The sequence below is a fragment of the Paenibacillus sp. Lou8.1 genome, from assembly GCF_024213565.1.
GTDB classification, from domain to species: Bacteria; Bacillota; Bacilli; order Paenibacillales; family Paenibacillaceae; genus Paenibacillus; species Paenibacillus polymyxa_B.
In genome coordinates this window covers 70,821-96,137 of sequence record NZ_JANAVN010000008.1, presented here as the reverse complement: position 1 = coordinate 96,137, position 25,317 = coordinate 70,821, and the positions used below count along the sequence as shown (strand labels likewise).

Here is a 25,317-nt window from a genome sequence, read left to right as displayed (position 1 = left end):
CTTTAAAACACCAATACAGGAAAGGATTCATGTAACTATACTACGCACTGATTGAGCCAAAGCTGTAGCCTCTGAATTTAATAAAAAAGCCCGGTGTACAAAGGTACCAACTTTAATGTAACTAAACAATAGTTTGTCAGGTGATAAAAAAGTCGTGAACCAATTTTGTTGATTTTACTGCGTTGCCAGAGCACGTGATAAACACGAAAAATAAAAAGTGAAACCACCACAAATTACCATAAAAAGAAATTTGGAAACTTGTACTATTACGATAATATAATTTTCATAACCATTTCCTCAATATACTGAATGTCGCATATAACGTGCTTAAATGATCAATTTTCTTTTTCAAAGAATTATCTCTAATAATCTGTCCATCTTTAGTCCATTGTCCATATATTTGAACTAACCACCCTGTAGTTCGTGAGAGTTCAAGAAGTGTTGTCTTCAGATGCTCTTTTTGAACTAAAGTTAGGTTATTTTCCATTTTTATTTTATTAAATTCTTCTATCAAATCTCTTACTAATTCATTATTCACTTCTTTCAATGAAGCCATTATATCTCTAGCTAGTTTATTAATTCTCTTTTTTTGTTCGAATGATAGCTTGATTTTACTTCATTCTTTAAATAGTGAACTTATGGAATGGTTTGATTCTTAGTATACCAAAGGTAAACTACGATTTCTGTTGTGTTTTGTCGATTTCCAATAAATTGAAATCGTTACTCAGCGGCACTTGACGTCAGATTCCTGTGGTGGATTTTTCCCTTTCATTTGGAAAAAAACACCCGGCAGGATGCGTACCGAGAGAAATACGGCATACACCCAAGCCGGGTAAGGGATTAGAAAATAATATCAATGGCCTCTAGCACATCTTGCTCCTGTTCGGATTGCCCGTTCAGGGAAATATCCTTCAACAGCACCGAAGGCTGTTCGCAAATTTGGGTGATGATCACGAGCAGGTCCTGAGCGAAATTGTCGATCAGATTGCGCGTAAACAACTTGGTGGCATATTCAAACTGCCCGTTCATTCCCTCATCCAGCAACGAAATGACCAAGGTAAGATCAAATTGGGAAACCGTATGAGTTTCCGGATAAGATTCGATCTTGATATCCCCGAAGCTTTGAACATTATCTTCCTTGGTTTCCAGAACAAACATGACATCGAATACAGGATTGCGGCTTTGATCTCGCGGCGCCTGCAGCTTTTTCACAAGCTCCTCGAACGGATAATCCTGGTGGTCGTAGGCCCCCAGCATCGTTTCTTTGACTTCGTTCAAGTAAGCGAGGAACATCTTCTCCCCGGACGGATAATGGCGAATCGCCAAAGTGTTAACAAACATTCCGATGAGCGGCTCCAGGTCGGCATGTGTGCGGCCCGAAACCGGTATGCCTACAATGAAGTCTTCTTGTCCTGAGTACTTGCTGAGCAGGATTGAATAGGCCGACAATAACACCATATAAAGGGTGGCACCGTTCTCATTGGCGATGCGCTGCAAGCTGTCGGTCATCTGCTTGTCGATGCTGAAAGGCAGCACATCTCCCTCAAAGCTGCGAGCGGCAGGTCTGACAAAGTCCGTAGGCAGTTCAAGCGTCGGCAGTTCGCCTTCCAGCACGTCCAGCCAGTAGGCTTCCTGACGTTTCAGCCGCTCTTTTACAGGTTCGGACTGCTGCCAAGCGGCGAATTCCTTGTATTGAATCCGAAGCGGTTCCAGAGTCTCGCCGTTATACAGGCGCAGCAGCTCTTCGACGAAGATGCCCATCGACATGCCATCCGTGACGATATGATGAATGTCCAGCATGAGCAGATGCCGTTCCGCTTCCCATTCGACTAAGCCCACACGCAGCAGCGGCGGCCGCTCCAAATCAAAGACGCGCACAAAGCCGTCTACGATGCTCTTCGTTTCACTTTCCGTCGCTTTCGTATACTCGACGGCAAACTTCAAGGTCGGATAAACTCGTTGTACCGGTTCGCCGTCGACCATTTCGAAGCCGGTTCGCAAAATTTCGTGACGAGCTATCAATCCTTTGAGCGCCGCCTCGAATTGATTCCGTTCCAAGCGCCCCACGAGAACCGTCATGCCGGACATGTTGTAGCTAAGCTCGGCGCCTTCCATTTGCTGCTGGATGTACAGCCGTTTTTGCACGGAGGAAAGCGGATAGTAATCCCTCTTATCCAGAACCGGAATGGAGAGGTGTTCCTGCCGCTCCAATTGGCTGATCGCTTCGGCCATCGCTTCGATGGTCGAGTGCCGGAACACATCGCGCAGCGGCAGGTCCACGCTCAGCTCCTTGTGCACCTTGCTGACCAGCGTCGTCGCCCGCAGGGAATGCCCGCCGAGGTCGAAGAAGTTGTCCGTCACGCCAATCGTGACCGGTCCGAGCACGTCCTGCCAGATGGCGACCAGTTTCGCCTCCAGTTCGGTGCGCGGCGCCACGTATTCGCGGCCTGCGCTTGCTCCCCCTTCCGGCGCCGGCAGCGCCTTCCGGTCGATTTTCCCGTTCGGCGTCAGAGGCAGGCGCTCCAGCTCGACGAAGTACGACGGGATCATGTAACCCGGCAGCTCCCTGGAGATCGCCCGTTTCAGGTCTGCCGCCGTCAGTTCGCCATCCGTTGTGTAGTACGCGCACAGCGCTTTCTGCCCGTTCGCGTCACTTCGAACCAGCACCACCGCTTCGCGCACGCCTTCCACCCGCAGCAGCTGCGACTCGATCTCGCCCGTCTCGATCCGGTAGCCCCGGATTTTCGCCTGGTTGTCGATCCGGCCGATGAAGTCCACGTTGCCGTCCTCCATCCACCGCGCCAAGTCTCCCGTGCGGTACAGCCGCTCGTCCGCGGCGAACGGGCTGTCTACGAACTTCTCTTCCGTCAGCTCCGGACGGTTCAAGTACCCGCGCGCCACTCCGACTCCGCCGATGACCAGCTCGCCCAGCACCCCGACCGGCACCGGGTTCAGATGCGCGTCCACGATGTAGAATTTCGCATTCAGCCACGCTTTGCCGATCGGCACATTGCCTGTCTGCGGCAGCTTCGCCAGCTCCTCGTCGTAGAAGCTCGAGTCGATCGCCGCTTCCGTCACGCCGTATGCGTTGATGATCCGGAACAACGAGCCGAAGCGTTCCTGCAAGGTCCGGTAATCCGCCACGCTGCAGCTGTCCGAGCTCGTGATCAACAACTCCATCCAGCTCATATCCAGCCGCTGCTCGTGCACGTACTCCAGGAACGGCACGATCAGCGCCGGCGTCGATTCGAAGATGGTGACCCGCTCCCGCTCCATCCAGTGGTGCAGACGAGAAGGATCGATCCGGTCGTCCTTCGGCACAATCACCATCGTGCCTCCGTTGTACAGCGTCCGCGCGATATCTCCCACGAACACGTCGAACGAGAAGCTTGCGAGCTGCAGCAGCCGCACCGGGAACTCATCCAACTGGTATTCCCGCCGGTAGCCCGCCGCCGTGTTCACCAGGCTGCGGTGCTCGATCATCACGCCCTTCGGCTTGCCCGTCGTTCCCGACGTGTAGATCACGTACGCCAGGTCCTCTGGACGGGCTTCATGGAAGCTGTCGGCATTCGTCCGCTCCTCGCTGTACGAAGTTTCGTCGTCGAGGTACAGCACCGCCGCCAGCGCCAGCTCCTCTTCGCCGAACCAGGCTTCGGCACGCTCTCGCAGCGCCGTTTGCGTCAGCAGTACCTTCGCTCCGCTGTCTTCGAGCATGAACCGCACGCGGTCCGCCGGATAATCCGGGTCGAGCGGCACATACGCCCCGCCCGCTTTCCAGACGGCCAGCACGGCTACCAGCAAGTCCACCGAACGCTCGGCGAGAATGCCGACGATCGTCTCCCGGCCGATGCCGCTTGCACGCAGCGTGGCCGCCAAGCGGTTCGCCCGCTCGTTCAGCTCCGCATACGTCAGCCGGTCGTTCTCGTACACGACGGCCGCCTCTTCCGGCGTGCGCTCCGCCTGTTCCTCGAACAGCCGGTGGAACGCGGCCGCAGGAGCCGCTTCCGGCTGCGCCGGGTTAAACGCGCCGAGAATTTGCTCTTTTTCCGCCGGTGTCAAAATGCCCAGCTCGGCAATAGTCGCCGACGGGTTGCGGAGAATGGATTCAAGCAGCTGCAAGTAGTGAGCGGCCAATTTCTCCACCGTTTCGGTTTTATAAAGAGCAGTGGCGTATTCAAACAGATATTCCAAGCCTTCCTCGATCTCCGTGACGTCCAAGCTGAGATCGAATTTAGAAACAATTTCTTCGCTGGCATACGTCGACAAATGGAGTCCGGGAAGCTGGATTTCCAAATTCTCTGTATTCTGCAAAGCAAACATCGTATCGAACAGCGGATTGCGGCTTAAATCGCGAGCCACGTTCACCTTATCCACCAGTTCCTCAAACGGATAATTCTGATGTTCAAAAGCGCCCAGCGTCGTCTCCTTGATTTCCTTCAAGTAGTCAAGGAACGTCTTACCGGCAGCCGGATAACTGCGGATGGCCAGGGTATTGACGAACATCCCGATCAGCGGCTGAACGTCACTGTGATTTCTTCCCGCAATTGGCGTACCGACCACCACGTCTTCTTGCCCTGTATATTTATTCAATAATATTGTATAACCAGCAAGCAGAACCATGTAAAGCGTTGCGCCGTTCTCGGCTGCAAGCCGTTTCAGACCCTCGCTTTTCTCCCTATGCATAAACAATTGCAGCGTGCGGCCCTCGTAGCTCTGCATAGCCGGGCGCGGATAGTCCGTCGGCAATTCCAAAACCGGCAGCTCTCCGCGGAACATGTCGAGCCAGTAGGCTTCCTGCTTGGCAAGCTGAGCTTTCTGCTCGTTCGATTGCTGCCATACCGCATAATCTTTGTACTGAATGCGGAGCGGCTCCATCTGCTCCCCGCTGTACAAGCGGACGAACTCTTCGATCAGTACGTCAATCGAAACGCCGTCAGATACGATATGATGCGTATCGAACATTAGAATGTGCCGGTCCGGCGCCAGTTCGGCAAGGCCTACCCGCAGAAGTGGCGGCTTCGCTAGATCAAACGGACGAACGAATTGGCGCACCGTTTCTTCCGCCTGCTCCCCGCTGATCTGCACATATTCCACCTGGAAGGCGGCTTCTTCGTAAATCCGCTGAACCGCTTCGCCTTTTACCACCTCAAAGCCGGTACGCAGCGTTTCATGACGAGCTACGAGCCCGCGGAACGCTTCTTCAAACCGCTGCCGGTCGAGCTCCCCTTCGAGCAGCATAGCTCCCGGTATGTTGTAGCTCAGCTCGGCTCCTTCCAGCTGGTTCAAGATATAGAGACGTTTCTGAGCGGAAGAGAGCGGATAATACTCGCTAGGTTCCGCAGCCGGAATAGCCGTGAACGAGCCGATCTCCAGCCGCTCCATAGCCGCGGCCATTTCCTCAACCGTCGAGTAGCGGAATACGTCGCGAAGCGGGAATTCAATGCCTAGCTCCTTATGCATTTTGCTGACAAGCGTCGTCGCCCGCAGGGAGTGTCCGCCGAGGTCGAAGAAGTTGTCCGTTACGCCTACCGCCTTCTCCCGAACAAGCACATCCTGCCAAATGGCGGCCAGCTTCGCCTCCAGTTCGGTGCGCGGCGCCACGTATTCGCGGCCTCCGCTTGCTCCCCCTTCCGGTGCCGGCAGCGCCTTCCGGTCGATTTTCCCGTTCGGCGTCAGAGGCAAGCGCTCCAGCTCCACGAAGTACGACGGGATCATGTAACCCGGCAGCTCGCTGGCAATCGCCCGCTTCAGGTCCGCCGCCGTCAAGCCTTCTTCCGCTGTATAATAAGCACACAAAGCTTTCTGACCTTCTTGATCTTCCCTGACGACGACGACCGCTTCCTTCACGCCACCTACACTCAGCAGCTTCGCTTCGATTTCGCCCGTCTCAATCCGGTACCCCCGGATTTTCACCTGGTTGTCGATCCGGCCGATGAAGTCCACGTTGCCGTCCTCCATCCACCGCGCCAAGTCTCCCGTGCGGTACAGCCGCTCGCCCGCGGCGAACGGGCTGTCTACGAACTTCTCTTCCGTCAGCTCCGGACGGTTCAAGTACCCGCGCGCCACTCCGACTCCGCCGATGACCAGCTCGCCCAGCACCCCGACCGGCACCGGGTTCAGATGTGCGTCCACGATGTAGAATTTCGCATTCAGCCACGCTTTGCCGATCGGCACATTGCCTGTCTGCGGCAGCTTCGCCAGCTCCTCGTCGTAGAAGCTGGAGTCGATCGCCGCTTCCGTCACGCCGTATGCGTTGATGATCCGGAACAACGAGCCGAAGCGTTCCTGCAAGGTCCGGTAATCCGCCACGCTGCAGCTGTCCGAGCTCGTGATCAACAACTCCATCCAGCTCATATCCAGCCGCTGCTCGTGCACGTACTCCAGGAACGGCACGATCAGCGCCGGCGTCGATTCGAAGATGGTGACCCGCTCCCGCTCAATCCAGTAGTGCAGACGAGACGGATCGATCCGGTCGTCCTTCGGCACAATCACCATCGTGCCTCCGTTGTACAGCGTCCGCGCGATATCTCCCACGAACACGTCAAACGAGAAGCTTGCGAGCTGCAGCAGCCGCACCGGGAACTGATCCAACCGGTATTGCCGCCGGTAGCCCGCCGCCGTGTTCACCAGGCTGCGGTGCTCGATCATCACGCCCTTCGGCTTGCCCGTCGTTCCCGACGTATAGATCACGTACGCCAGATCCTCCGGACGGGCTTCATGGAAGCTGTCGGCATTCGTCCGCTCCTCGCTGTACGAAGTTTCGTCGTCGAGGTACAGCACCGCCGCCAGCGCCAGCTCCTCTTCGCCGAGCCAGGCTTCGGCACGCTCTCGCAGCGCCGTTTGCGTCAGCAGTACCTTCGCTCCGCTGTCTTCGAGCATGAACCGCACGCGGTCCGCCGGATAATCCGGGTCGAGCGGCACATACGCCCCGCCCGCTTTCCAGACGGCCAGCACGGCCACCAGCAAGTCCACCGAACGCTCGGCGAGAATACCGACGATCGACTCCCGGCCGATGCCGCTTGCGCGCAGCGTAGCCGCCAAGCGGTTTGCCCGCTCGTTCAGCTCCGCATATGTCAGCCGGTCACTCTCGTACACGACAGCTGCCGCTTCCGGCGTGCGCTCCGCCTGTTCCTCAAACAGCCGGTGGAACGCGGCCGCAGGAGCCGCTTCCCGCTGCGCCGGGTTAAACGCGCCGAGAATTTGCTCTTTTTCCGCCGGTGTCAAAATGCCCAGCTCGGCAATAGTCGCCGACGGGTTGCGGAGAATGGATTCAAGCAGCTGCAAGTAGTGAGCGGCCAATTTCTCCACCGTTTCGGTTTTATAAAGAGCAGTGGCGTATTCAAACAGATATTCCAAGCCTTCCTCGATCTCCGTGACGTCCAAGCTGAGATCGAATTTAGAAACAATTTCTTCGCTGGCATACGTCGACAAATGGAGTCCGGGAAGCTGGATTTCCAAATTCTCTGTATTCTGCAAAGCAAACATCGTATCGAATAGCGGATTGCGGCTTAAATCGCGAGCCACGTTCACCTTATCCACCAGTTCCTCAAACGGATAATTCTGATGTTCAAAAGCGCCCAGCGTCGTCTCCTTGATTTCCTTCAAGTAGTCAAGGAACGTCTTACCGGCAGCCGGATAACTGCGGATGGCCAGGGTATTGACGAACATCCCCATCAGCGGCTGAACGTCGCTGTGATTTCTTCCCGCAATCGGCGTACCGACCACCACGTCTTCTTGCCCTGTATATTTATGCAATAATATTGTATAACCAGCAAGCAGAACCATGTAAAGTGTTGCGCCGTTCTCGGCTGCAAGCCGTTTCAGACCCTCGCTTTGCTCGCTATGCATAAACAATTGCAGCGTGCGGCCCTCGTAGCTCTGCATAGCCGGGCGCGGATAGTCCGTCGGCAATTCCAAAACCGGCAGCTCTCCGCGGAACATGTCGAGCCAGTAGGCTCCCTGCTTGGCAAGCTGAGCTTTCTGCTCGTCCGATTGCTGCCATACCGCATAATCTTTGTACTGAATGCGGAGCGGCTCCAACTGCTCCCCGCTGTACAAGCGGACGAACTCTTCGATCAGTACGTCAATCGAAACGCCGTCAGATACGATATGATGCGTATCGAACATTAGAATGTGCTGGTCCGGCGCCAGTTCGGCAAGGCCTACCCGCAGAAGTGGCGGCTTCGCTAGATCAAACGGACGAACGAATTGGCGCACCGTTTCTTCCGCCTGCTCCCCGCTGATCTGCACATATTCCACCTGGAAGGCGGCTTCTTCGTAAATCCGCTGAACCGCTTCGCCTTTTACCATCTCAAAGCCGGTACGCAGCGTTTCATGACGAGCTACGAGCCCGCGGAACGCTTTTTCAAACCGCTGCCGGTCGAGCTCCCCTTCGAGCAGCATAGCTCCCGGTATGTTGTAGCTCAGCTCGGCTCCTTCCAGCTGGTTCAAGATATAGAGACGTTTCTGAGCGGAAGAGAGCGGATAATACTCGCTAGGTTCCGCAGCCGGAATAGCCGTGAACGAGCCGATCTCCAGCCGCTCCATAACCGCGGCCATTTCCTCAACCGTCGAGTAGCGGAATACGTCGCGAAGCGGGAATTCAACGCCTAGCTCCTTATGCATTTTGCTGACAAGTGTCGTCGCCCGCAGGGAGTGTCCGCCGAGGTCGAAGAAGTTGTCCGTTACGCCTACCGCCTTCTCCCGAACAAGCACATCCTGCCAAATGGCGGCCAGCTTCGCCTCCAGTTCGGTGCGCGGCGCCACGTATTCGCGGCCTGCGCTTGCTCCCCCTTCCGGTGCCGGCAGCGCCTTCCGGTCGATCTTTCCGTTCGGCGTCAGAGGCAAGCGCTCCAGCTCCACGAAGTACGACGGGATCATGTAACCCGGCAGCTCGCTGGCAATCGCCCGCTTCAGGTCTGCCGCCGTCAAGCCTTCTTCCGCTGTATAATAAGCGCACAAAGCTTTCTGACCTTCTTGATCTTCCCTGACGACGACGACCGCTTCCTTCACGCCACCTACACTCAGCAGCTTCGCTTCAATTTCACCAAGCTCGATCCGATAGCCGCGAATTTTCACCTGGTTGTCGATCCGGCCGATGAAGTCCACGTTGCCGTCCGGCATCCAGCGCGCCAGGTCGCCTGTCCGGTACAGCCGCTCCCCAGCGGCGAACGGGCTGTCTACGAATTTCTCCGCCGTCAAAGCCGGGCGGTTCAAGTAACCGCGGGCCACACCCGCTCCGCTGATAACCAGCTCGCCCAACACCCCGATCGGCACCGGCTTCAGATTCGCATCCACGATGTAGAACTTGGCGTTCAGCCACGCTTTCCCGATCGGCACGCTGCCCGTCTTCGGCAGCTTCTCCAGCGGCTCGTCATAGAAGCTGGAGTCAATCGCCGCTTCCGTTACGCCGTAGCTGTTAATAATACGGAACTGCGAGCCGAAGCGCTCCTGCAAGGTGCGGTAATCCGCTACGCTGCACGCATCCGAGCTTGTGATCAGCAGCTGCATCGAGCTGAGGTCCAGACCCTCGGCATGCACATGCTCCATGAACGGCACGATCAGCGCCGGCGTCGATTCGAACACCGTCACGGCGTAGTCGCGAATCCAGCCGTAGAGGCGGGTTGGATCAATCCGGTCGTCCTTCGGCACGATGACCATGGTGCCGCCGTTGTACAGCGTCCGCGCAATGTCGCCGACGAACACGTCGAACGAGAAGCTGGCGAGCTGCAGCAGCCGGATCGGGAACTGATCCAGGCGGTATTCCCGCCGGTAGCCCGCCGCCGTGTTCACCAGGCTGCGGTGCTCGATCATCACGCCCTTCGGCCTGCCCGTCGTACCGGAGGTGTAGATGACGTAAGCCAAATCGCGCGGCTTGTTCACATTCGCCGGATTCGATGCGAGATCCGCCGCTAGTACGTTCTTCTCGGCTTCTGCCGTGGCGGACGTTTCGGCAGCCGCCGTTTCCGCTTGCGCCAAAGCCTCCACCTTTGCTTCGCCCAAAGCTTGTACGCCCACAGCCGCTTCCGCCGCTCCGAGGCTGTACGTCGCGGCGTCGTCAAGCGCAAGCACCGTTTGCAGCACTAGAGCTCCGTCGCTGCGCCAAGCTTCCGCCTGCTCCAGAAGGCGGGTCTGTGTGAGCAGCACCGACGCCCCGCTGTCCGCGAGCATATACTCGATCCGCTCCGCCGGATAGTCCGGGTCGAGCGGCACATAAGCGCCGCCCGCTTTCCATACGGCGAGCACCCCGATCAACAGCTCCGCCGAACGGCCGGCCAGAATGCCGACCACCTGCTCCGGCTTCACCCCGCGCGCCCGCAGTGCATACGCCAGACGATTCGCTTTGGCGTTCAGCTCCGCATACGTCAGCTTGCTGTCTTCGTAGACAACCGCCAGCGCTCCCGGAGTGCGCTCCGCCTGCTCCTCGAACAGCTCGTGGAACGTTCTCTCTCCCCACGACTCATCCGCTTCCAAACCTGTACCCTCTGCGGCGGGTTGCTTCGCAAGAGCAGAAGACGACACGTCAAACCCGACCAGCAAATCATGCTTTTCGCTGTCCGTCAAGATATCCAAATCCGAAATCCGCGCACTCGGCTGAGCCAGGATCGACGCCAATAGCTGCTCGTAATGACCCGCCAGCCGTACCATCGTTTCCTGTCTAAACAACGAGGTAGCGTACTCGATCTTGCAAACCAGCTCGTTATCGGCTTCCACGATATCAAGGCTAAGATCAAACTTTGCCGTCTTTTCCTCGATGTCGAACAACGACCATTGCAAGCCTTCCATGGTTAAATCCAAGCTTTCGTGTTTTTGCAAAGAAAACATGGTGTCAAACAGAGGATTCCGGCTTAAATCCCGGCTCACCTGAAGAGCTTCCACCAGCTCCTCGAACGGATAGTCCTGGTGCTCGTAGGCTCCAAGCGTCGTTTCCTTCACTTCCTGCAAGTAATCCAGGAACGTCCGCTCCGCCGCCGGACCCAAGCGAAGGGCCAGCGTATTGACGAACATGCCGATAATCGGCTGCAGGTCGGCGTGAGAACGGGCAGCAATCGGAGTGCCGACCACTATATCTTCCTGTCCCGCGTATTTATGAAGCAATACGGAGTACGCAGCCAGCAGAAGCATGTACAGCGTCGCCCCCGAATCGCCGGCAAGCCGTTTGAGAGCTTCGCTTTTCTCCGCATCCAGCGTAAACGTGAGCGTTTGACCGTCAAACTGCTGGACGGCCGGGCGGGAGAAGTCGAGAGGGAGCTCAAGAACCGGAAGCTCGGAGCTGAATACCCCGCGCCAGTATTCCTCCTGCCGTTTGATGCGCTGGCGCTGCTCCTCGGATTGCTGCCAAACGGCGTAATCCTTATATTGAATCCGCAGCTCCGGCAATTCTTTCCCATTGTAAAGCCGCACGAATTCGCGCAGCAGCACGTCCATGGAAAGGCCGTCGGAACCAATATGATGAATATCCAGCGCGAGCAGGAATTTCTCTTTCTCCAGTTCGATCAGCAGGGCGCGCAGCAAAGGCGGCTGGGTCAGGTCAAAAGGCTGAATGAAGCCTTCAAGAATGGCCGCAACCTGATCTTCGCTTGCTTGAAGCTTCTCGACCTTGAAAGCTACGAGCGGATGAATACGCTGAACCGGCTCCCCATTCACGATTTCAAAACCGGTGCGCAGCATATCATGCCGGGCCACCAAAGTTGTCAGCGCCTTTTCCACTTTGGCCTCGTTCAAAGCCCCTTCCAACTGCAAGGCACTTGGGAGGTTGTAATTCAGCTCCGAGCCATCCAGCTGGTGCAGGACGTACAGCCTTTTTTGCGCGGAGGAAACCGGATAGTACGCTTTCTCTTCCGCTTTCGGAATCGAGCTGTGCCGCGTTTCTTCCAAGCTGGCAATAGCCCCGGCCATCGACTCTATCGTCGTATAGCGGAACACATCGCGCAGCGGAAGTTCGACGTTCATTTCCTTCTGAATCTTGCTGACAAGGTTCGTCGCCCGCAAGGAGTGGCCTCCGAGCTCGAAGAAATTGTCCAGGACTCCAATACCGGAGTAGCCCAGCACTTCCTCCCAGATCTTCACAAGCTGGGACTCCGTCCGGTTACGCGGCGCTACGTATTCGACGCCTGTTTGCAAGCCGCCTTGCGGCTCCGGCAGCGCTTTGCGGTCCACTTTTCCGTTGGACGTCAGCGGCATGCGCTCCAGCTGCACGAAGTACGACGGGATCATGTACCCCGGCATTTCCTGGGCCAGCGAGGTTCTCATTTCGCTGACCGTCAGCGTCCGGTCCGCCACAAAGTAGGCGACAAGCGCCTTCTCGCCCCCGCCGTCCTGACGGGCGAGCACCACCGCTTCTTCCACGCCCTCGACGTTCAGTAGCTGCGTCTCGATTTCGTCCAGCTCGATCCGGTAGCCGCGGATTTTGACCTGGTGGTCGATCCGGCCCAGGTATTCGATGTTGCCGTCCGGCAGCCAAGCCGCCAAGTCGCCCGAGCGGTACAGTTTCTCCCCCTCCGCAAACGGGGAATCGACGAACTTCTCCGCCGTCAGATCCGGACGGTTCAGGTATCCTCTCGCAAGGCCTTCCCCGGCCACGTACATTTCGCCCGCTACGCCGATCGGCACAGGGCGGCGGTTTTCATCAAGGACGTATACGCTCAGCGTCGGGATCGGCTTGCCGATATTGCTCTTCGCCGCCTCAATCTCGACCCACGTAATTTCCTTATACGTAACGTGAACCGTCGTCTCGGTAATGCCGTACATATTAATCAGCTTCGTCTCCGGGTACTTCGTCTTGAAGCCCTTGAGCAGCAGCGGACTGAGCGCTTCGCCCCCGAAGATGACGTTGCGAATCCGCAGATCGTACGGATGGTCCGCCAAGACCTCACGTAGCAGCTGGTAGAAGTACGTTGGCGTCTGGTTCAAAATCGTGACCTGTTCGCGGCCCAGCAGCGCCAGGAAATCGGCCGGATTTTTCGCCGTGAGTGGCGGTACGATGACCAGCTTGCCTCCATACAGCAGCGCTCCGTACATTTCCCAGACGGAGAAATCGAAGCAGAACGAGTGGAACAGCGTCCACGTGTCGGATGGCCCGAAGTCAAACAGGTTCTTGTCGTTGAACAGGAGGCGCACGACGTTCTTATGCTCGATCAGCGTTCCTTTCGGTCTGCCGGTCGTTCCCGACGTGTAGATGACATATGCCAGGTTGCCCGGCCCGGAAATCGGCTCCAGGTTCGAAGCGTCCAGCGCATCGGCGGAGTCCGCCCCTCTGTCGCCCCAAACGAAATCGTCCAATTCAAGGCGCGTTCCTACAAAGTCGGTCTTCTCGTGCAGATGCTTTTGAATCAGCAATAACGGCGCGCCCGAATCCTCGATCATAAAGCGGATGCGCTCCTCCGGGTAGTCGGGATCGACAGGCACGTATGCTCCGCCCGCTTTGAGAATCGCCAGAATGCCGACAACCATATCGAGCGAGCGTTCGGCCAGAATCGCTACCAGCTGGTCCGCTTCTACTCCCGTCTCCCGCAGCTTCCGCGCAAGGCGGTTGGATCGCTCGTTCAGCTCGCGGTAGGTCAGCTGCCGCTCGTTCATGACGGCGGCCACGTTGTCCGGGTAAAGCTCCGCCTGCTCTTCAAACAAGCCGTGAATCGTCTGCTGCCGCGGGTAGTCCGCCTCCGAATCGTTGAAACCGTGCACCAGCTCGTAGATTTCCTCCTCCGTGAGCATTTCCAGCGAGGCAATATCCTCGTCCGGCGCTGCTGCGATGGTTTCGAGCAGCTTGTCATAATGTCTGGCGAACCGCTCCGCGGTCTCTTGTTTATACAGAGCCGTAGCGTACTCCAACCGGCATTCGAGCTGACCGTCCAGCTCCGAAATATCCAGGAGCAGCTCGAACTTGGATGTTCGGTTTTCCAGCGGATAAAACGATTGCTCCAACCCCTCGATGACAATTTGCTCGTTCTCCGTATTTTGCAGGGCGAAGAACGTATCAAAGAGTGGATTCCGGCCGGTCGCGCGCGGAATGTGAAGACTTTCTACCAAGTCTTCGAACAAATAATTTTGGTGTTCGAAAGCCCCGAGCGTGATGTCCTTGATTTCTTCCAGGTACGTAAGGTACGGCTTGGAACGCTCCGGACGGCTGCGAATGGCCAGCGTGTTGATAAACATCCCTACGATCGGCTGCACTTCTTCCTGCGTTCTTCCGGCAATCGGCGTGCCTACGATCAGATCTTCCTGACCCGAATATTTATGCATAAGGATGGTGTAAGCCGACAGCAGCACCATGTACAGGGTCGTCCCTGTCCGTGCCGCCAGCTCTTTCAGCTTCTCCGTCCGATCTTTCTCGATATAAAACTTCACGGTTCGGCCGTCAAAGCTTTGCACCGCAGGCCGCGGGAAGTCCGTCGGTAGCTCCAAGACCGGCAGCTCGCCCGACAGCTGTTCCAGCCAATACTCCTTCTGCGGCTGGAGCATCTGCCCGTAAGCTTCGGAATGCTGCCAAACGGCATAATCTTTGTATTGAATGCGCAGCGGGGCCAGCTCCTCGCCCCGATACAGGCGGCTGAACTCGTCGAAGAGCAGCGCTGTCGAAATGCCGTCCGAGACGATATGGTGCATATCGAACAGTAGAATGTGGCGATCCTCGGCGACTTCGATCAGGCCGATGCGGAGAAGTGGCGGCTTGGTCAGATCAAACGGGTGATAGTAAGCTTCCACCACTTGCTCCACTTCCCGCTCGCTCGCTTGGAAATAATCTACAGCAAACTCCACCTCGTCATAGATGCGCTGGACAAGCTCGCCTTGAACCTGCTCGATCCCGGTACGCAGCGTCTCATGGCGCTGAATCAGCGCCCGGAACGCGTGCTCGACGCGCGTGCGGTCCAGCTTGCCTTCGAGAAGAAGCGCCGCCGACATATTGTAGCTGCGCTCGGCCCCGTCAAGCTGGCGCAGGACGTACAGACGCTTTTGCTCGGATGAAACCGGATAGTACTCGGCCTCAGCCGCCTTTGTAATCTCATACGTCTCCTGCTGCCTTAAACCGCCGATTCTTTGGGCTAGCTGTTCGATCGTGGTGTAACGGAAAACTTCCCGCAACGAAACCTCGACTTGCAGCTCTTTCCTAATCTTGGAAACAAGCGTAGAGGCCCGCAAGGAATGACCACCCAAGTCAAAGAAATCGTCTTGGACTCCAACTCGCGCAATACCCAGCACCTGCTGCCAAATGAGAGCAAGTCTTGTTTCCAGCGTTGTGCGAGGAGCCACATACTCACGGCCTGCTTCTACCTCTCCGGTCGGTTCAGGCAGCGCTTTACGGTCAATTTTGCCGTTCGGCGTGAGCGGAAGCTTATCAAGAGACACCAGCCGGGCCGGGACCATATGGGCCGGCAGCTCTTGCTTCAATTGGGACAGCAGATCGCTCAGCTGCAAAGAAACATCCGCCGCCACGTAGCCGCACAAATACTTTTGCCCCTGCTCATCCGTACGGTCGGTCACCACAGCCTGCTTGACGCCCGGGAAACGCAGCAGGGCCGTTTCAATTTCGCCGAGTTCGATCCGGAACCCGCGAATTTTCACTTGATAGTCGATCCGGCCGATGAAGTCGACGTTGCCGTCTTCCAGCCAGCGGGCCAAATCGCCTGTCCGGTACAGACGTTCGCCCGGCACAAACGGGCTGTCCGCAAACTTCTCGGCGGTTAGGTCCGGACGGTTCCAGTACCCGCGCGCCACCCCGGCGCCGCCGATGACAAGCTCGCCCGGAACCCCTACAGGAACCGGCTTTAACGCGGTATCGACAATGTAAAACCGGGCGTTCAGCCAAGCTTTGCCGATCGGCACATGACCCGACGGCGGCAGCTTATCCAGCGGCTCACCGTAAAAGCTGCTGTCAATGGCCGCTTCGGTAACGCCATAGCTGTTGATGATGCGGAATTGTCCGCCGAATCTTTCCTGCAGCAATCGGTAATCGGTGACACTGCAAGCATCCGAGCTGGTAATCAGCAACTGCATGGAACTAACGTCCAGCCCTTCTTCATAAATATGCTGCATGAACGGCAGGATGAGCGCAGGCGTCGATTCGAATACCGTAATGTTTTGGTCCCGAATCCAGCCGTATAAGAGGTTCGGATCAATCCGGTCATCCTTCGGCACAATCACCATCGTGCCTCCGTTATACAGCGTCCGCGCGATGTCTCCGACGAACACGTCAAACGAGAAGCTGGCCAGCTGCAGCAGCCGCACCGGGAACTGATCCAACCGGTACTCGCGACGGTACGCATCCGCCGTATTCACGAGACTACCGTGCTCGATCATGACGCCTTTCGGGCGTCCCGTCGTACCCGAGGTGTAAATCACATAAGCCAAGTCTTGCGGGGCGCTGTCGGCAGATTCAAATTCCACGATTAAGGCATCCCCGTTATAAATCTGTTCATCGTCCATGGCATAGACAGCTTGAAGCTTCAGCCGGTCATCGGCCAACCAACCTCTGGCCCGCTCCAACAGATGACGCTGCGTAAGCAGCACCGATGCATCGCTATCGCTGAGCATGTACTCAATCCGCTCCGCCGGATAATCGGGGTCCAGCGGTACATAGGCTCCGCCGGCTTTCCAAACGGCGAGCACCCCGACCAGCAGTTCCACTGAACGCTCCGCCCAGATTCCCGTAATCGTCTCCCTTCCCACGCCCTGTTCGCGAAGGAGAGAAGCCAGCCGCTCGGCGCGTTCGTTCAATTCGCCGTAGGTCAGCTGTTTGTCCATGTAGACGACTGCCGGATGATCCGGAATTTCCCGGGCAAACTTTTCAACATACCGATGAAACGCTTCTCCCTCGCTCAGCCCTGCCATCGGCGGGTTAAAAACGTTGAGAATGCGGTGTCTCTCCTCATCGCTCAGCAGAGAAATCTCGCGTATCGGCAGTTTGGGAGTCTGAAGGAACTGGTCCAGAACGGTTACATACTGTTCCATAATCCGATCAATCTCGGCCGTCTCGAACAGGCCGGTACGATAGGAAGCATGGAGAATTACATGGCCTTCATTCAGCATATGGTCGAAGCGCAGCAGCAAATCGTCCATCTCGTGCCTAGCGAAGTGAGCCTCCAGGCGTACCTTGATTTCTTCGTACTCCACGATTTTCAAAGGCAGATATTCCAGAGACGTGCGGAACAGCCCCGAAAGATCGTTGCGGCCGTGTTGTTCGCGTAAATCCTGGATCAATTGGTTATAAGGGTATTTCTGATACCGCAGATCCGCCGTATTTTCCTTGGAAACCGTTTGGATCAAGGAAAGCACGTGCCCGTCTGGATTCAGACGAATCCGCGTAGCCACGGTGCTGACGAACATGCCGATCGTTTCTTTTTCCTTCTTGCTGGTGCGATTGGCGAAAACCGTGCCGACCGGAACATCGGTGCTGTCGGTCAGCTTGTACAATAAGGCGTACATGGCGGACAGAAATAACGTATATAAGCTGACCTGATATTGTTCGCTGAAGGCCAGAATGCGTTCATACCGGGAACCGTCCAAAGTGATGGCCAGTTTATTGGATTCGCTGCCGATCGAGAATGGCGGATACGATTTAATGCCGGTCGTTTCAGGCAAAGTGTTGTACTTCGTCAGCCAGTATTCCTTGCCTTTTTGATAACGCTGCGATTGCTCATATTCACGCTCCGCGGAAATATAATCCAGATAGGTAGGGGCCTGGTAACTGCTGGAGATGCCTTTGCGCAGTTCCAGGTATTTTTCCATCACCGCATGCAGCAAAGCATTGACGGACAAGCCGTCGGCGATAATATGATTTACCGTCAAATTGAGCCATACTTGGCCGTTCGCAAAATGGATAATTGTAAATTGGTAGAGGTGTTCGTCGAACACGCTGGCCGGTTTTTCGCTTACTTCTTTCACCCAAGCATAGAATTGTTCGGTTGTGCCTATTTCGAGGCGGCTTATCCTAGCTTGGACATTCTCCGGCTCTTCGAACCACTGCGTTGGATTTTGCAAATCCCCGCTAATGCGGATTCGGAAAACGTCATAGGTTTTGACGATCTCTGCCGCCGCTTGCTCCAGAAGCTGTGTGTTGATCTCGCCCGTAATCTGGTAGGTCGCGGAAAGCATCGTGATGGACGTTCCCGGATTCATAATTTCCATGAACCATATTCGGCGCTGGGCTTGCGTTAATCCATATTGCTCGTTGGTATTCTCTCTCACATCGACACACTCCCGGTTTAGAGATTCTTTATAGATAGGCTTTGTACCTAGATGTCACTTAGTCACTCTTAGAAGAACCGCGCGGCCATTCCCGGAACGGCTCCTTCGGACTCTGTCCCCTTTTTCGTGTCTGCGTTTTCTGGTAACTACCGGTTATAAAGTCATACCTTGGATTACTAAAAGACTCTGTCGCATTCGCAAGCAGGAAGCCGCCCGCCGTAAAGCGGGTTTAGCCGTACAGCCGGGCGTAATAACCCCCGAGCGCCAGCAGGTCCTGATGGCGGCCCCGCTCGACGACCGTCCCTTGGTTCATGACGGTAATCAAATCCGCATGTTCCACGGTGCTGAGACGGTGGGCGATCAGAATGGTGGTGCGCCCCTTCATCAACACGTTCAGGGCCTGCTGTACCCAATGCTGGGATTCGTTATCTAGCGCGGAAGTCGCTTCGTCCAGCAGCAGAATCGGGGCGTTTTTGAGAATCGCCCGGGCGATCGCAATTCGCTGCCTTTGTCCGCCCGACAACGACGCTCCTCTCTCTCTCACCGGCGTTTCATACTGTTCAGGAAGTTCCTGAATGAAATGGTGAGCGTACGCCGCTTTGGCCGCTTCGATCACTTCTTCATCCGTTGCTTCCGGGTTGCCATAGCGGATGTTTTCCACAATCGTGCCGGTAAACAAGAACGGCTCCTGCGGAACGTATGCAATCTGCCTGCGGATTTCGTCCAGCGTGTAATGGCCGAACGGTTTGCCTTGGAGCAGGATTTCTCCGCTGTCCACAGGATAAAAGCCGAGCAGCAGCTTGATCAGCGTACTTTTGCCGCTGCCGCTGGCCCCCACGATAGCGGCGACCTGGCCGGGAAACACCTGCATGGAGATGTCGACAAGCACCTTTTTATCCGCCTGATAGGAAAATTCCACATCGCGAAACTCCACCGCAGCCTCCGACACGAGCTCGCTGTGAGGAGATCCCAAACGCTCCGGTTCCTCTTCCTCTCTTAGTACCTCTTGAATCCGGTGAGCGCCCGCGATCGAATTTTGGGTCATCGACAGAACCATCCCCAAGTTCAACAAGGCGTGCGTCAGATTCACTTGCAGAACCGCCAGGGCAGCGACGCTTCCCATTCCCATCAGTCCGTAGGCATAAAGAAGACTGCCGATGACGATGATACCGCAGAACGTGACGTAGCTGATAAAATGATTCACCGCAGCCTGCATGCCGTTCTTCTGCGCGGTTTGCCGAAGCGTCTGCGTCATTTGTTCGTTCAACGCCTCGTACTGGCCGTAAATCGTGCGGATGCGGAACAGCTTCACAATTTGAATGCCGCCCATAAAATCTTTGAATTTTTCGGTCATTTTACCGAGCATTTGCAAGCCTTGTTCGGACAAGGCGCGAATATCCCGCGCAAATTTCAGGCTGACCACGGAGGACAGCAGCAGAATGACGAAGGATACGCCGGCAAACCGCCAATCGATCAACACCATGGAGACAATGGAGCCGATGCAAAAGACAACTTGAAGCAGCAAAACGAAGTAAACCTGCGAGAATGTAAACTCAACGGTCGTTACGTCGTTGTTCACCCGCGACAGCAAATCCCCATGGTGCGTCTGCTCCAGGAATCTCGGCCGCACCCGGCACAGCTTGTCATAAAGACGTTCGCGGATATTCAGCACAGTCAGCTCGACACTGCGCTGGTATAAGTAAATGAACCAGGGAGAAATCACATTTTCCAGGAACAAGGCCGCGCCCAAAATAATAAAGGCTTCCACCATCAGGGACGTATCTCGGGACACGGCGAAATCAACCAAGTTATGTACGACCAAGCTGAAGGCGATCAAGAACAATGTCTGGGTGAGCGCCGTCACGGCCAGGCCAATGGCGTACTGGGTTTTGCGCTTGCGGTTCATAAACATCAGCAAGTAGCCGAGTTCTTTCACTTGCGAGAGCCATCCGCCCTTTTTCATGTGTACGCCACCTCCCTGCGTTCGGCAGACTCGGTAAATTCCTGATAGTACGACTGGGCGTACAGTCCCTTCATCTTCAGCAATTGTTCATGAGTGCCCTTTTCAACAATACTCCCCTGTTCCATGACCCAAATTTCGTCGGCGTTTTGTACTGTAGAAAGCCGGTGGGCAATAATCATCGTCGTTCTCTGCTTCATCAATGCGCCCAGCGCTTCCTGAACCGCGCTTTCCGACTCCGGATCAAGAGCCGACGTTGGCTCGTCCAGCAGCAGAACGGGAGCATCCTTAAGAAAAGCCCGGGCCATTGCAATGCGCTGGCGCTGCCCGCCGGACAAAAGGCCTCCGCGCTCTCCGACATACGTCTGGTAGCCGTCGGGAAGCTGCATAATGAAGGAATGCGCCTGAGCGGCTTTAGCGGCTTCGATAATCTCGTCCATCGACGCTACTTCCCGCCCGTAGCCGATATTTTCAGCGATCGTGCCGCTAAACAAATATGAATCCTGGGTTACCACGGAAAAATGCGACCGAAGCTGCTCCGGATCGGCGCCATGGATCAGGCTGCCGAACACGCGGATTTCGCCCTGGTCCTCCGGAAGCGGATAAAAGCCGCATACAAGCTTAAACACCGTGCTCTTCCCTCCGCCGCTCGCTCCGACAAGCGCGATCGTCTTCCCTTCCGGCACCGAGAAGCTAACATTCCGCAGGATCGGGGAGCTCTCCTCATACCCGAAGGTTACGTTCTGAAACTCGATGGGGGCGGCGCTCGCTTTCGGAAGCGAACGGCCATTTTCCGTTTCGGTCGGCTGCTCGACGATTTCGGAGACCCTTCTCAGGGCACCGGCCATTTCGAACGTCCGCGTGATGAGCTCGGGAATATGCTCCAGCGGCTCCAGACACAGATTCAGCAAGTACAGGAAGGCGATCAGCTCTCCCGCGCCTAGCTGCCCTTTGTAGATCAAATAGCTTCCGTAACTGACGGCGAAAATGATCGGGCTGATCATCAGCGTGGAAAGCAGCGGGTTGACCCAGGCTTCCCGCTTTTTCACGGCCAGCTTTTTTTGGGCCGTCAATTGCAGCAGCACTTGGTAGGAGCGAGATAACATGCCGGATAGCAGGTAGCTTTTTACAATAGGCATACCCCCAAGCGTATCCTGGAGGTTGACGTTCATTCGGCCCATGTTCGCCTGGGCTTCCTCCGTCAACCGCTCCAACTGCTTGCCGATCCATTGGGAAACCAGCAGCGCTACGGGAAATAACAGCAGGCTGTACAGCATCAGCTCCCATTGGAGGTAGATCAAATAAGCGAAACAGCCGATGAACACCAGCGGATGATAAAACCACTGGGCGAGGTCCCGAATCATAAACTGCTGGATCAGCTGCAGGTCATTGTTGATCCGCGACAATACGTCGCCGGAGTGCTGCTTTTCCAAGTAGGAGACCGGGAGTTTGCCGATATGACGCATGACATGGTTGCGGATATCCTGCACCGCAGAGGCGCTGCTTCGCTCCACGCCGAAGCTCATGAAAAACTTCGCCGGCACACCGATCAAGATGACCACAAAGACCGTGTACACGATTTGCAGAACGATTGGCCCTGCCCCCTTCTCGGCCTGGGTGGTCAGCTGCTCGATCAAACTTCCCATCCATATCTCAATAACGGCGGCGGCAATCGCGGACAAGATACCGACGATCATCCAGCCTTTGTGACGGCTTACATAGGACATCAGCCAGCGGAACGCTTTCCAGGCGGCGTAAGCGGTTTGGCGCTTGGAAGGCGCCGCTGTGCCTTGTTCTAGAACAGACGGCTGGCGCTCAGCTTCCATGCAGTACCCCGGCCTCCGCTTCGATCTGCCGCTTGACTTGCTCTAAGATGTCCCGGATGACGACGGCCGTTTCTTCCACGCGCGCGAGTTCCAGCAATTCCTCGTGCGCGCCCTCCAGCCGGTAATCGGCGTAAGCTTGCGTCGTTGCCCCCCGCCAGGAAGGCAATTGGTGCTCCAGGCGGAACGCTTCGCTGTCCTTCGCAATCATTTCGTAAATCCGGGCCGGGATCGTGCCGGAATTAATAAGCTGCGCTTCGTACGCCAAGGTCGCTTTGACCTTCCGATGAACCCGCTCCCGCACGAGCGGGTTGCTCATTAATTCCTTCTCTTCTTCGTCGAAATCGGCAAGCGTTTCTTCAAGCTCTTTCTCCGACGTTTCGGAAGGCGTCAGCGTGTCCTTTATCCACGAGTCCACCATGAGCACGTCCGTTACGGAATACCCTCTTTTCTCCATCGTTTTGGCTACCTCGAACGTCAGGTTGCCTCCGAAGCAGTAGCCGAGCAGCACGTAAGGTCCTTCCGGCTGGATGCGGACGATCTCGTCCACATAACGGTTCAGCATGGCCTCGTAATCGACGGCATCGTCGATAAAATCAATGCCGTAGAGCACGAACCGGCCGTCGAGCCTGCTTGCGAGCTCTCGGTAACCGATGCCGAAGCCGCTGCCCGGAGGGAAACAGAACACGTTCAGATCTCCTGCTTTATTCAGCTTAATGAAGGAGTCTCCCCCTTTATCCAGGCCCAGATCCCCCTCGCCGAAAGCCATGGCTTCAACTGTTAGATTGTGGAATTGGCGGTTCAGCGGTATCTCGATGCCCGTTTCATCGTAAACGGCTTGAACGAGCCTCATCAGACTTAACGAATTGCCACCCAACTCAAAAAAGTTATCCTTTACGCCGACCTGCGGAACGCCAAGCGTATCCTGCCAGACGCGGGCGATCTTCATTTCGAGCAGAGTTCTCGGCGCGACATATTCCGCTCCTCCGGCCGCGGCTTCCTCCGGCGCGGGCAGCGCTTTGCGGTCGATTTTCCCGTTCGGGGTCAGCGGCATCCGCGAAAGCTGCACGAGGTGCGAAGGAATCATATACCCCGGAAGCTGCTTGGCGAGCTCCTCCTTGAGTTCATGCGCCGCCAGCCTCGTTTCCGCCACGTAATAAGCGACAAGCTGCTTATGGCCGTTCGCGTCGTCGCTGTCGAGCACCTTAGCTTCTTGCACGGCGGCGATCTTCAGCAGCTGCGTCTCGATTTCGTCCAGCTCGATCCGGTACCCACGGATTTTCACCTGATGATCGATCCGGCCCAGGTATTCGATGTTGCCGTCCGGCAGCCAAGCCGCCAAGTCGCCCGAGCGGTACAGTTTCTCCCCCTCCGCAAACGGGGAATCGACGAACTTCTCCGCCGTCAGATCCGGACGGTTCAGGTATCCTCTCGCAAGGCCTTCCCCGGCCACATACATTTCGCCCGCTACGCCGATCGGCACAGGGCGGCGGTTTTCATCAAGGACGTACACGCTCAGCGTCGGGATCGGCTTGCCGATATTGCTCTTCGCCGCCTCCATTTCGACCCACGTGATTTCCTTATACGTAACGTGAACCGTCGTCTCCGTAATGCCGTACATATTGATCAGCTTCGTCTCCGGGTACTTCGTCTTGAAGCCCTTGAGCAGCAGCGGACTCAGCGCTTCGCCCCCGAAGATGACGTTGCGAATCCGCAGATCGTACGGATGATCCGCCAAGACCTTACGCAGCAGCTGGTAGAAGTACGTTGGCGTCTGGTTCAAAATCGTGACCTGTTCGCGGCCCAGCAGCGCCAGGAAATCGGCCGGATTTTTCGCCGTGAGCGGCGGTACGATGACCAGCTTGCCTCCGTACAGCAGCGCTCCGTACATTTCCCAGACGGAGAAATCGAAGCAGAACGAGTGGAACAGCGTCCACGTGTCGGACGGCCCGAAGTCGAACAGGTTCTTGTCGTTGAACAGGAGCCGCACGACGTTCTTATGCTCGATCAGCGTTCCTTTCGGTCTGCCGGTCGTTCCCGACGTGTAGATGACATAAGCCAGGTTGCCCGGCCCGGAAATCGGCTCCAGGTTCGAAGCGTCCAGCGCATCGGCGGAGTCCGACCCTCTGTCCCTCCAAACGAAATCTTCCAATTCGAGGCGCGTTCCTGCGAAGTCGGTCTTCTCGTGCAGATGCTTTTGAATCAGCAGTAACGGCGCGCCCGAATCCTCGATCATGAAGCGGATGCGCTCCTCCGGGTAGTCGGGATCGACAGGCACGTATGCTCCGCCCGCTTTGAGAATCGCCAGAATGCCGACAATCATATCGAGCGAGCGTTCGGCCAGAATCGCTACCAGCTGGTCCGCTTCTACTCCCGTCTCCCGCAGCTTCCGCGCAAGGCGGTTGGATCGCTCGTTCAGCTCGCGGTAGGTCAGCTGCCGCTCGTTCATGACGGCGGCCACGTTGTCCGGGTAAAGCTCCGCCTGTTCTTCGAACAAGCCGTAAATCGTTTTCTCCCGCTCGAACCCGGTTTCGGTGTCATTAAATCGCTTCAGCAGCGTCTCCCTCTCGTCTGGGGACAGCACATCGGCTTGTCCGAGCTCCAGATCCGGCTGAAATAAAAGCACGGACAGCAGCCTAACAAGATGGTCGGCCGCCTGTTCCACAAATGCCCGCTCGTACCGCTGCCCGTCAAAGCTTATTTCCAGCTCGATGGAGTGGTTTTGGCGGTCGAAGCGAAAAAACGTATCGGCCGCCACCCGGTTACCCAGCGGTTCCGGATGAATCGGGGCGAAGGATACGACGGTGTTGACGACCGGGAGGCCGTCCCCCGTATAGTCCAGATGGAGCGGCTCCACCATTTTCCGAAAAGGCAGGTGCTGATGCTCCAGCGCCTCGCCGATGGAGGCTTTGATGCCCCCGAGCAGCGTTTTCAGCGTAGTCTGGCGGCTTACGGACGTCTTGATCACCAAGATGTCATGCGGCGGCGGAGTCCCGTCGGGGTCTGCGCTATAAGAAGGCATGCCGACCAGCACTTGGTCCCGCCCGGTATATTTGAACAGCAGGCTTTTTACTCCTGCCAAAACAATCATGTACAAAGCCAAATCCGAACCGTTGGCGAGGCAAATGATTCTCTCCGAGAGTTCACTCGGCAGAGTACGGTGAAGCAAGCCCGGCTCGGCCGCAGCTTCCCCGTCGGCGGATAATTTGGAGGATTGACTGTAGGGAAGGAAGCTCAGGCTGTCATCGGCGTCAAACTTGCCGCTCCAGTACTGTTCTTCCTTTTCAAACAAAGATTTCATTTGTACCTCCCCTAAAAATGAAGTGACCGCATGCCCCGGCGCAGGTCCGA

General features: G+C 56.3%; 5 protein-coding genes. All 5 read right to left on the bottom strand.

The window, feature by feature from the left end; translation table 11 throughout:
• Window positions 1-283: 283 nt before the first annotated feature.
• The 5 genes from NLX78_RS12980 to NLX78_RS12960 all read right to left on the bottom strand — a co-directional run bounded on the left by NLX78_RS12980 (window position 284) and on the right by NLX78_RS12960 (window position 25,267).
• Window positions 284-556 (bottom strand): hypothetical protein, encoded by a 273-nt coding sequence (locus NLX78_RS12980; RefSeq protein ID WP_250266745.1) that lies wholly within the window; start codon window positions 554-556, stop codon window positions 284-286.
• Window positions 557-840: 284 nt separating this feature from the next.
• The gene (locus NLX78_RS12975; RefSeq protein ID WP_254350620.1) at window positions 841-18,183 is read right to left on the bottom strand and encodes a non-ribosomal peptide synthetase; all 17,343 of its coding nucleotides are present in this window, start codon (window positions 18,181-18,183) and stop codon (window positions 841-843) included.
• Between the two features lie 229 nt (window positions 18,184-18,412).
• Complete coding sequence (locus NLX78_RS12970) at window positions 18,413-20,146, bottom strand: ABC transporter ATP-binding protein (protein WP_254350619.1); 1,734 nt, start codon at window positions 20,144-20,146, stop codon at window positions 18,413-18,415.
• Complete coding sequence (locus NLX78_RS12965) at window positions 20,143-21,969, bottom strand: ABC transporter ATP-binding protein (RefSeq protein WP_254350618.1); 1,827 nt, start codon at window positions 21,967-21,969, stop codon at window positions 20,143-20,145. Before NLX78_RS12965 ends, NLX78_RS12970 begins: the two co-directional genes overlap by 4 nt.
• Window positions 21,959-25,267, bottom strand: a complete 3,309-nt coding sequence (locus tag NLX78_RS12960) for a non-ribosomal peptide synthetase (RefSeq protein ID WP_254350617.1) — start codon at window positions 25,265-25,267, stop codon at window positions 21,959-21,961. The genes NLX78_RS12965 and NLX78_RS12960 overlap by 11 nt, the downstream gene beginning before the upstream one ends.
• Window positions 25,268-25,317: the final 50 nt, after the last annotated feature.

What these genes read in the sequence shown, in the direction of transcription:
- NLX78_RS12980 (WP_250266745.1), bottom strand. Translation starts at nt 556, where the DNA reads ATGGCTTCATTGAAAGAAGTGAATAATGAATTAGTAAGAGATTTGATA.
- NLX78_RS12970 (WP_254350619.1), bottom strand. Translation starts at nt 20,146, where the DNA reads ATGAAAAAGGGCGGATGGCTCTCGCAAGTGAAAGAACTCGGCTACTTG.
- NLX78_RS12965 (WP_254350618.1), bottom strand. Translation starts at nt 21,969, where the DNA reads ATGGAAGCTGAGCGCCAGCCGTCTGTTCTAGAACAAGGCACAGCGGCG.
- NLX78_RS12960 (WP_254350617.1), bottom strand. Translation starts at nt 25,267, where the DNA reads ATGAAATCTTTGTTTGAAAAGGAAGAACAGTACTGGAGCGGCAAGTTT.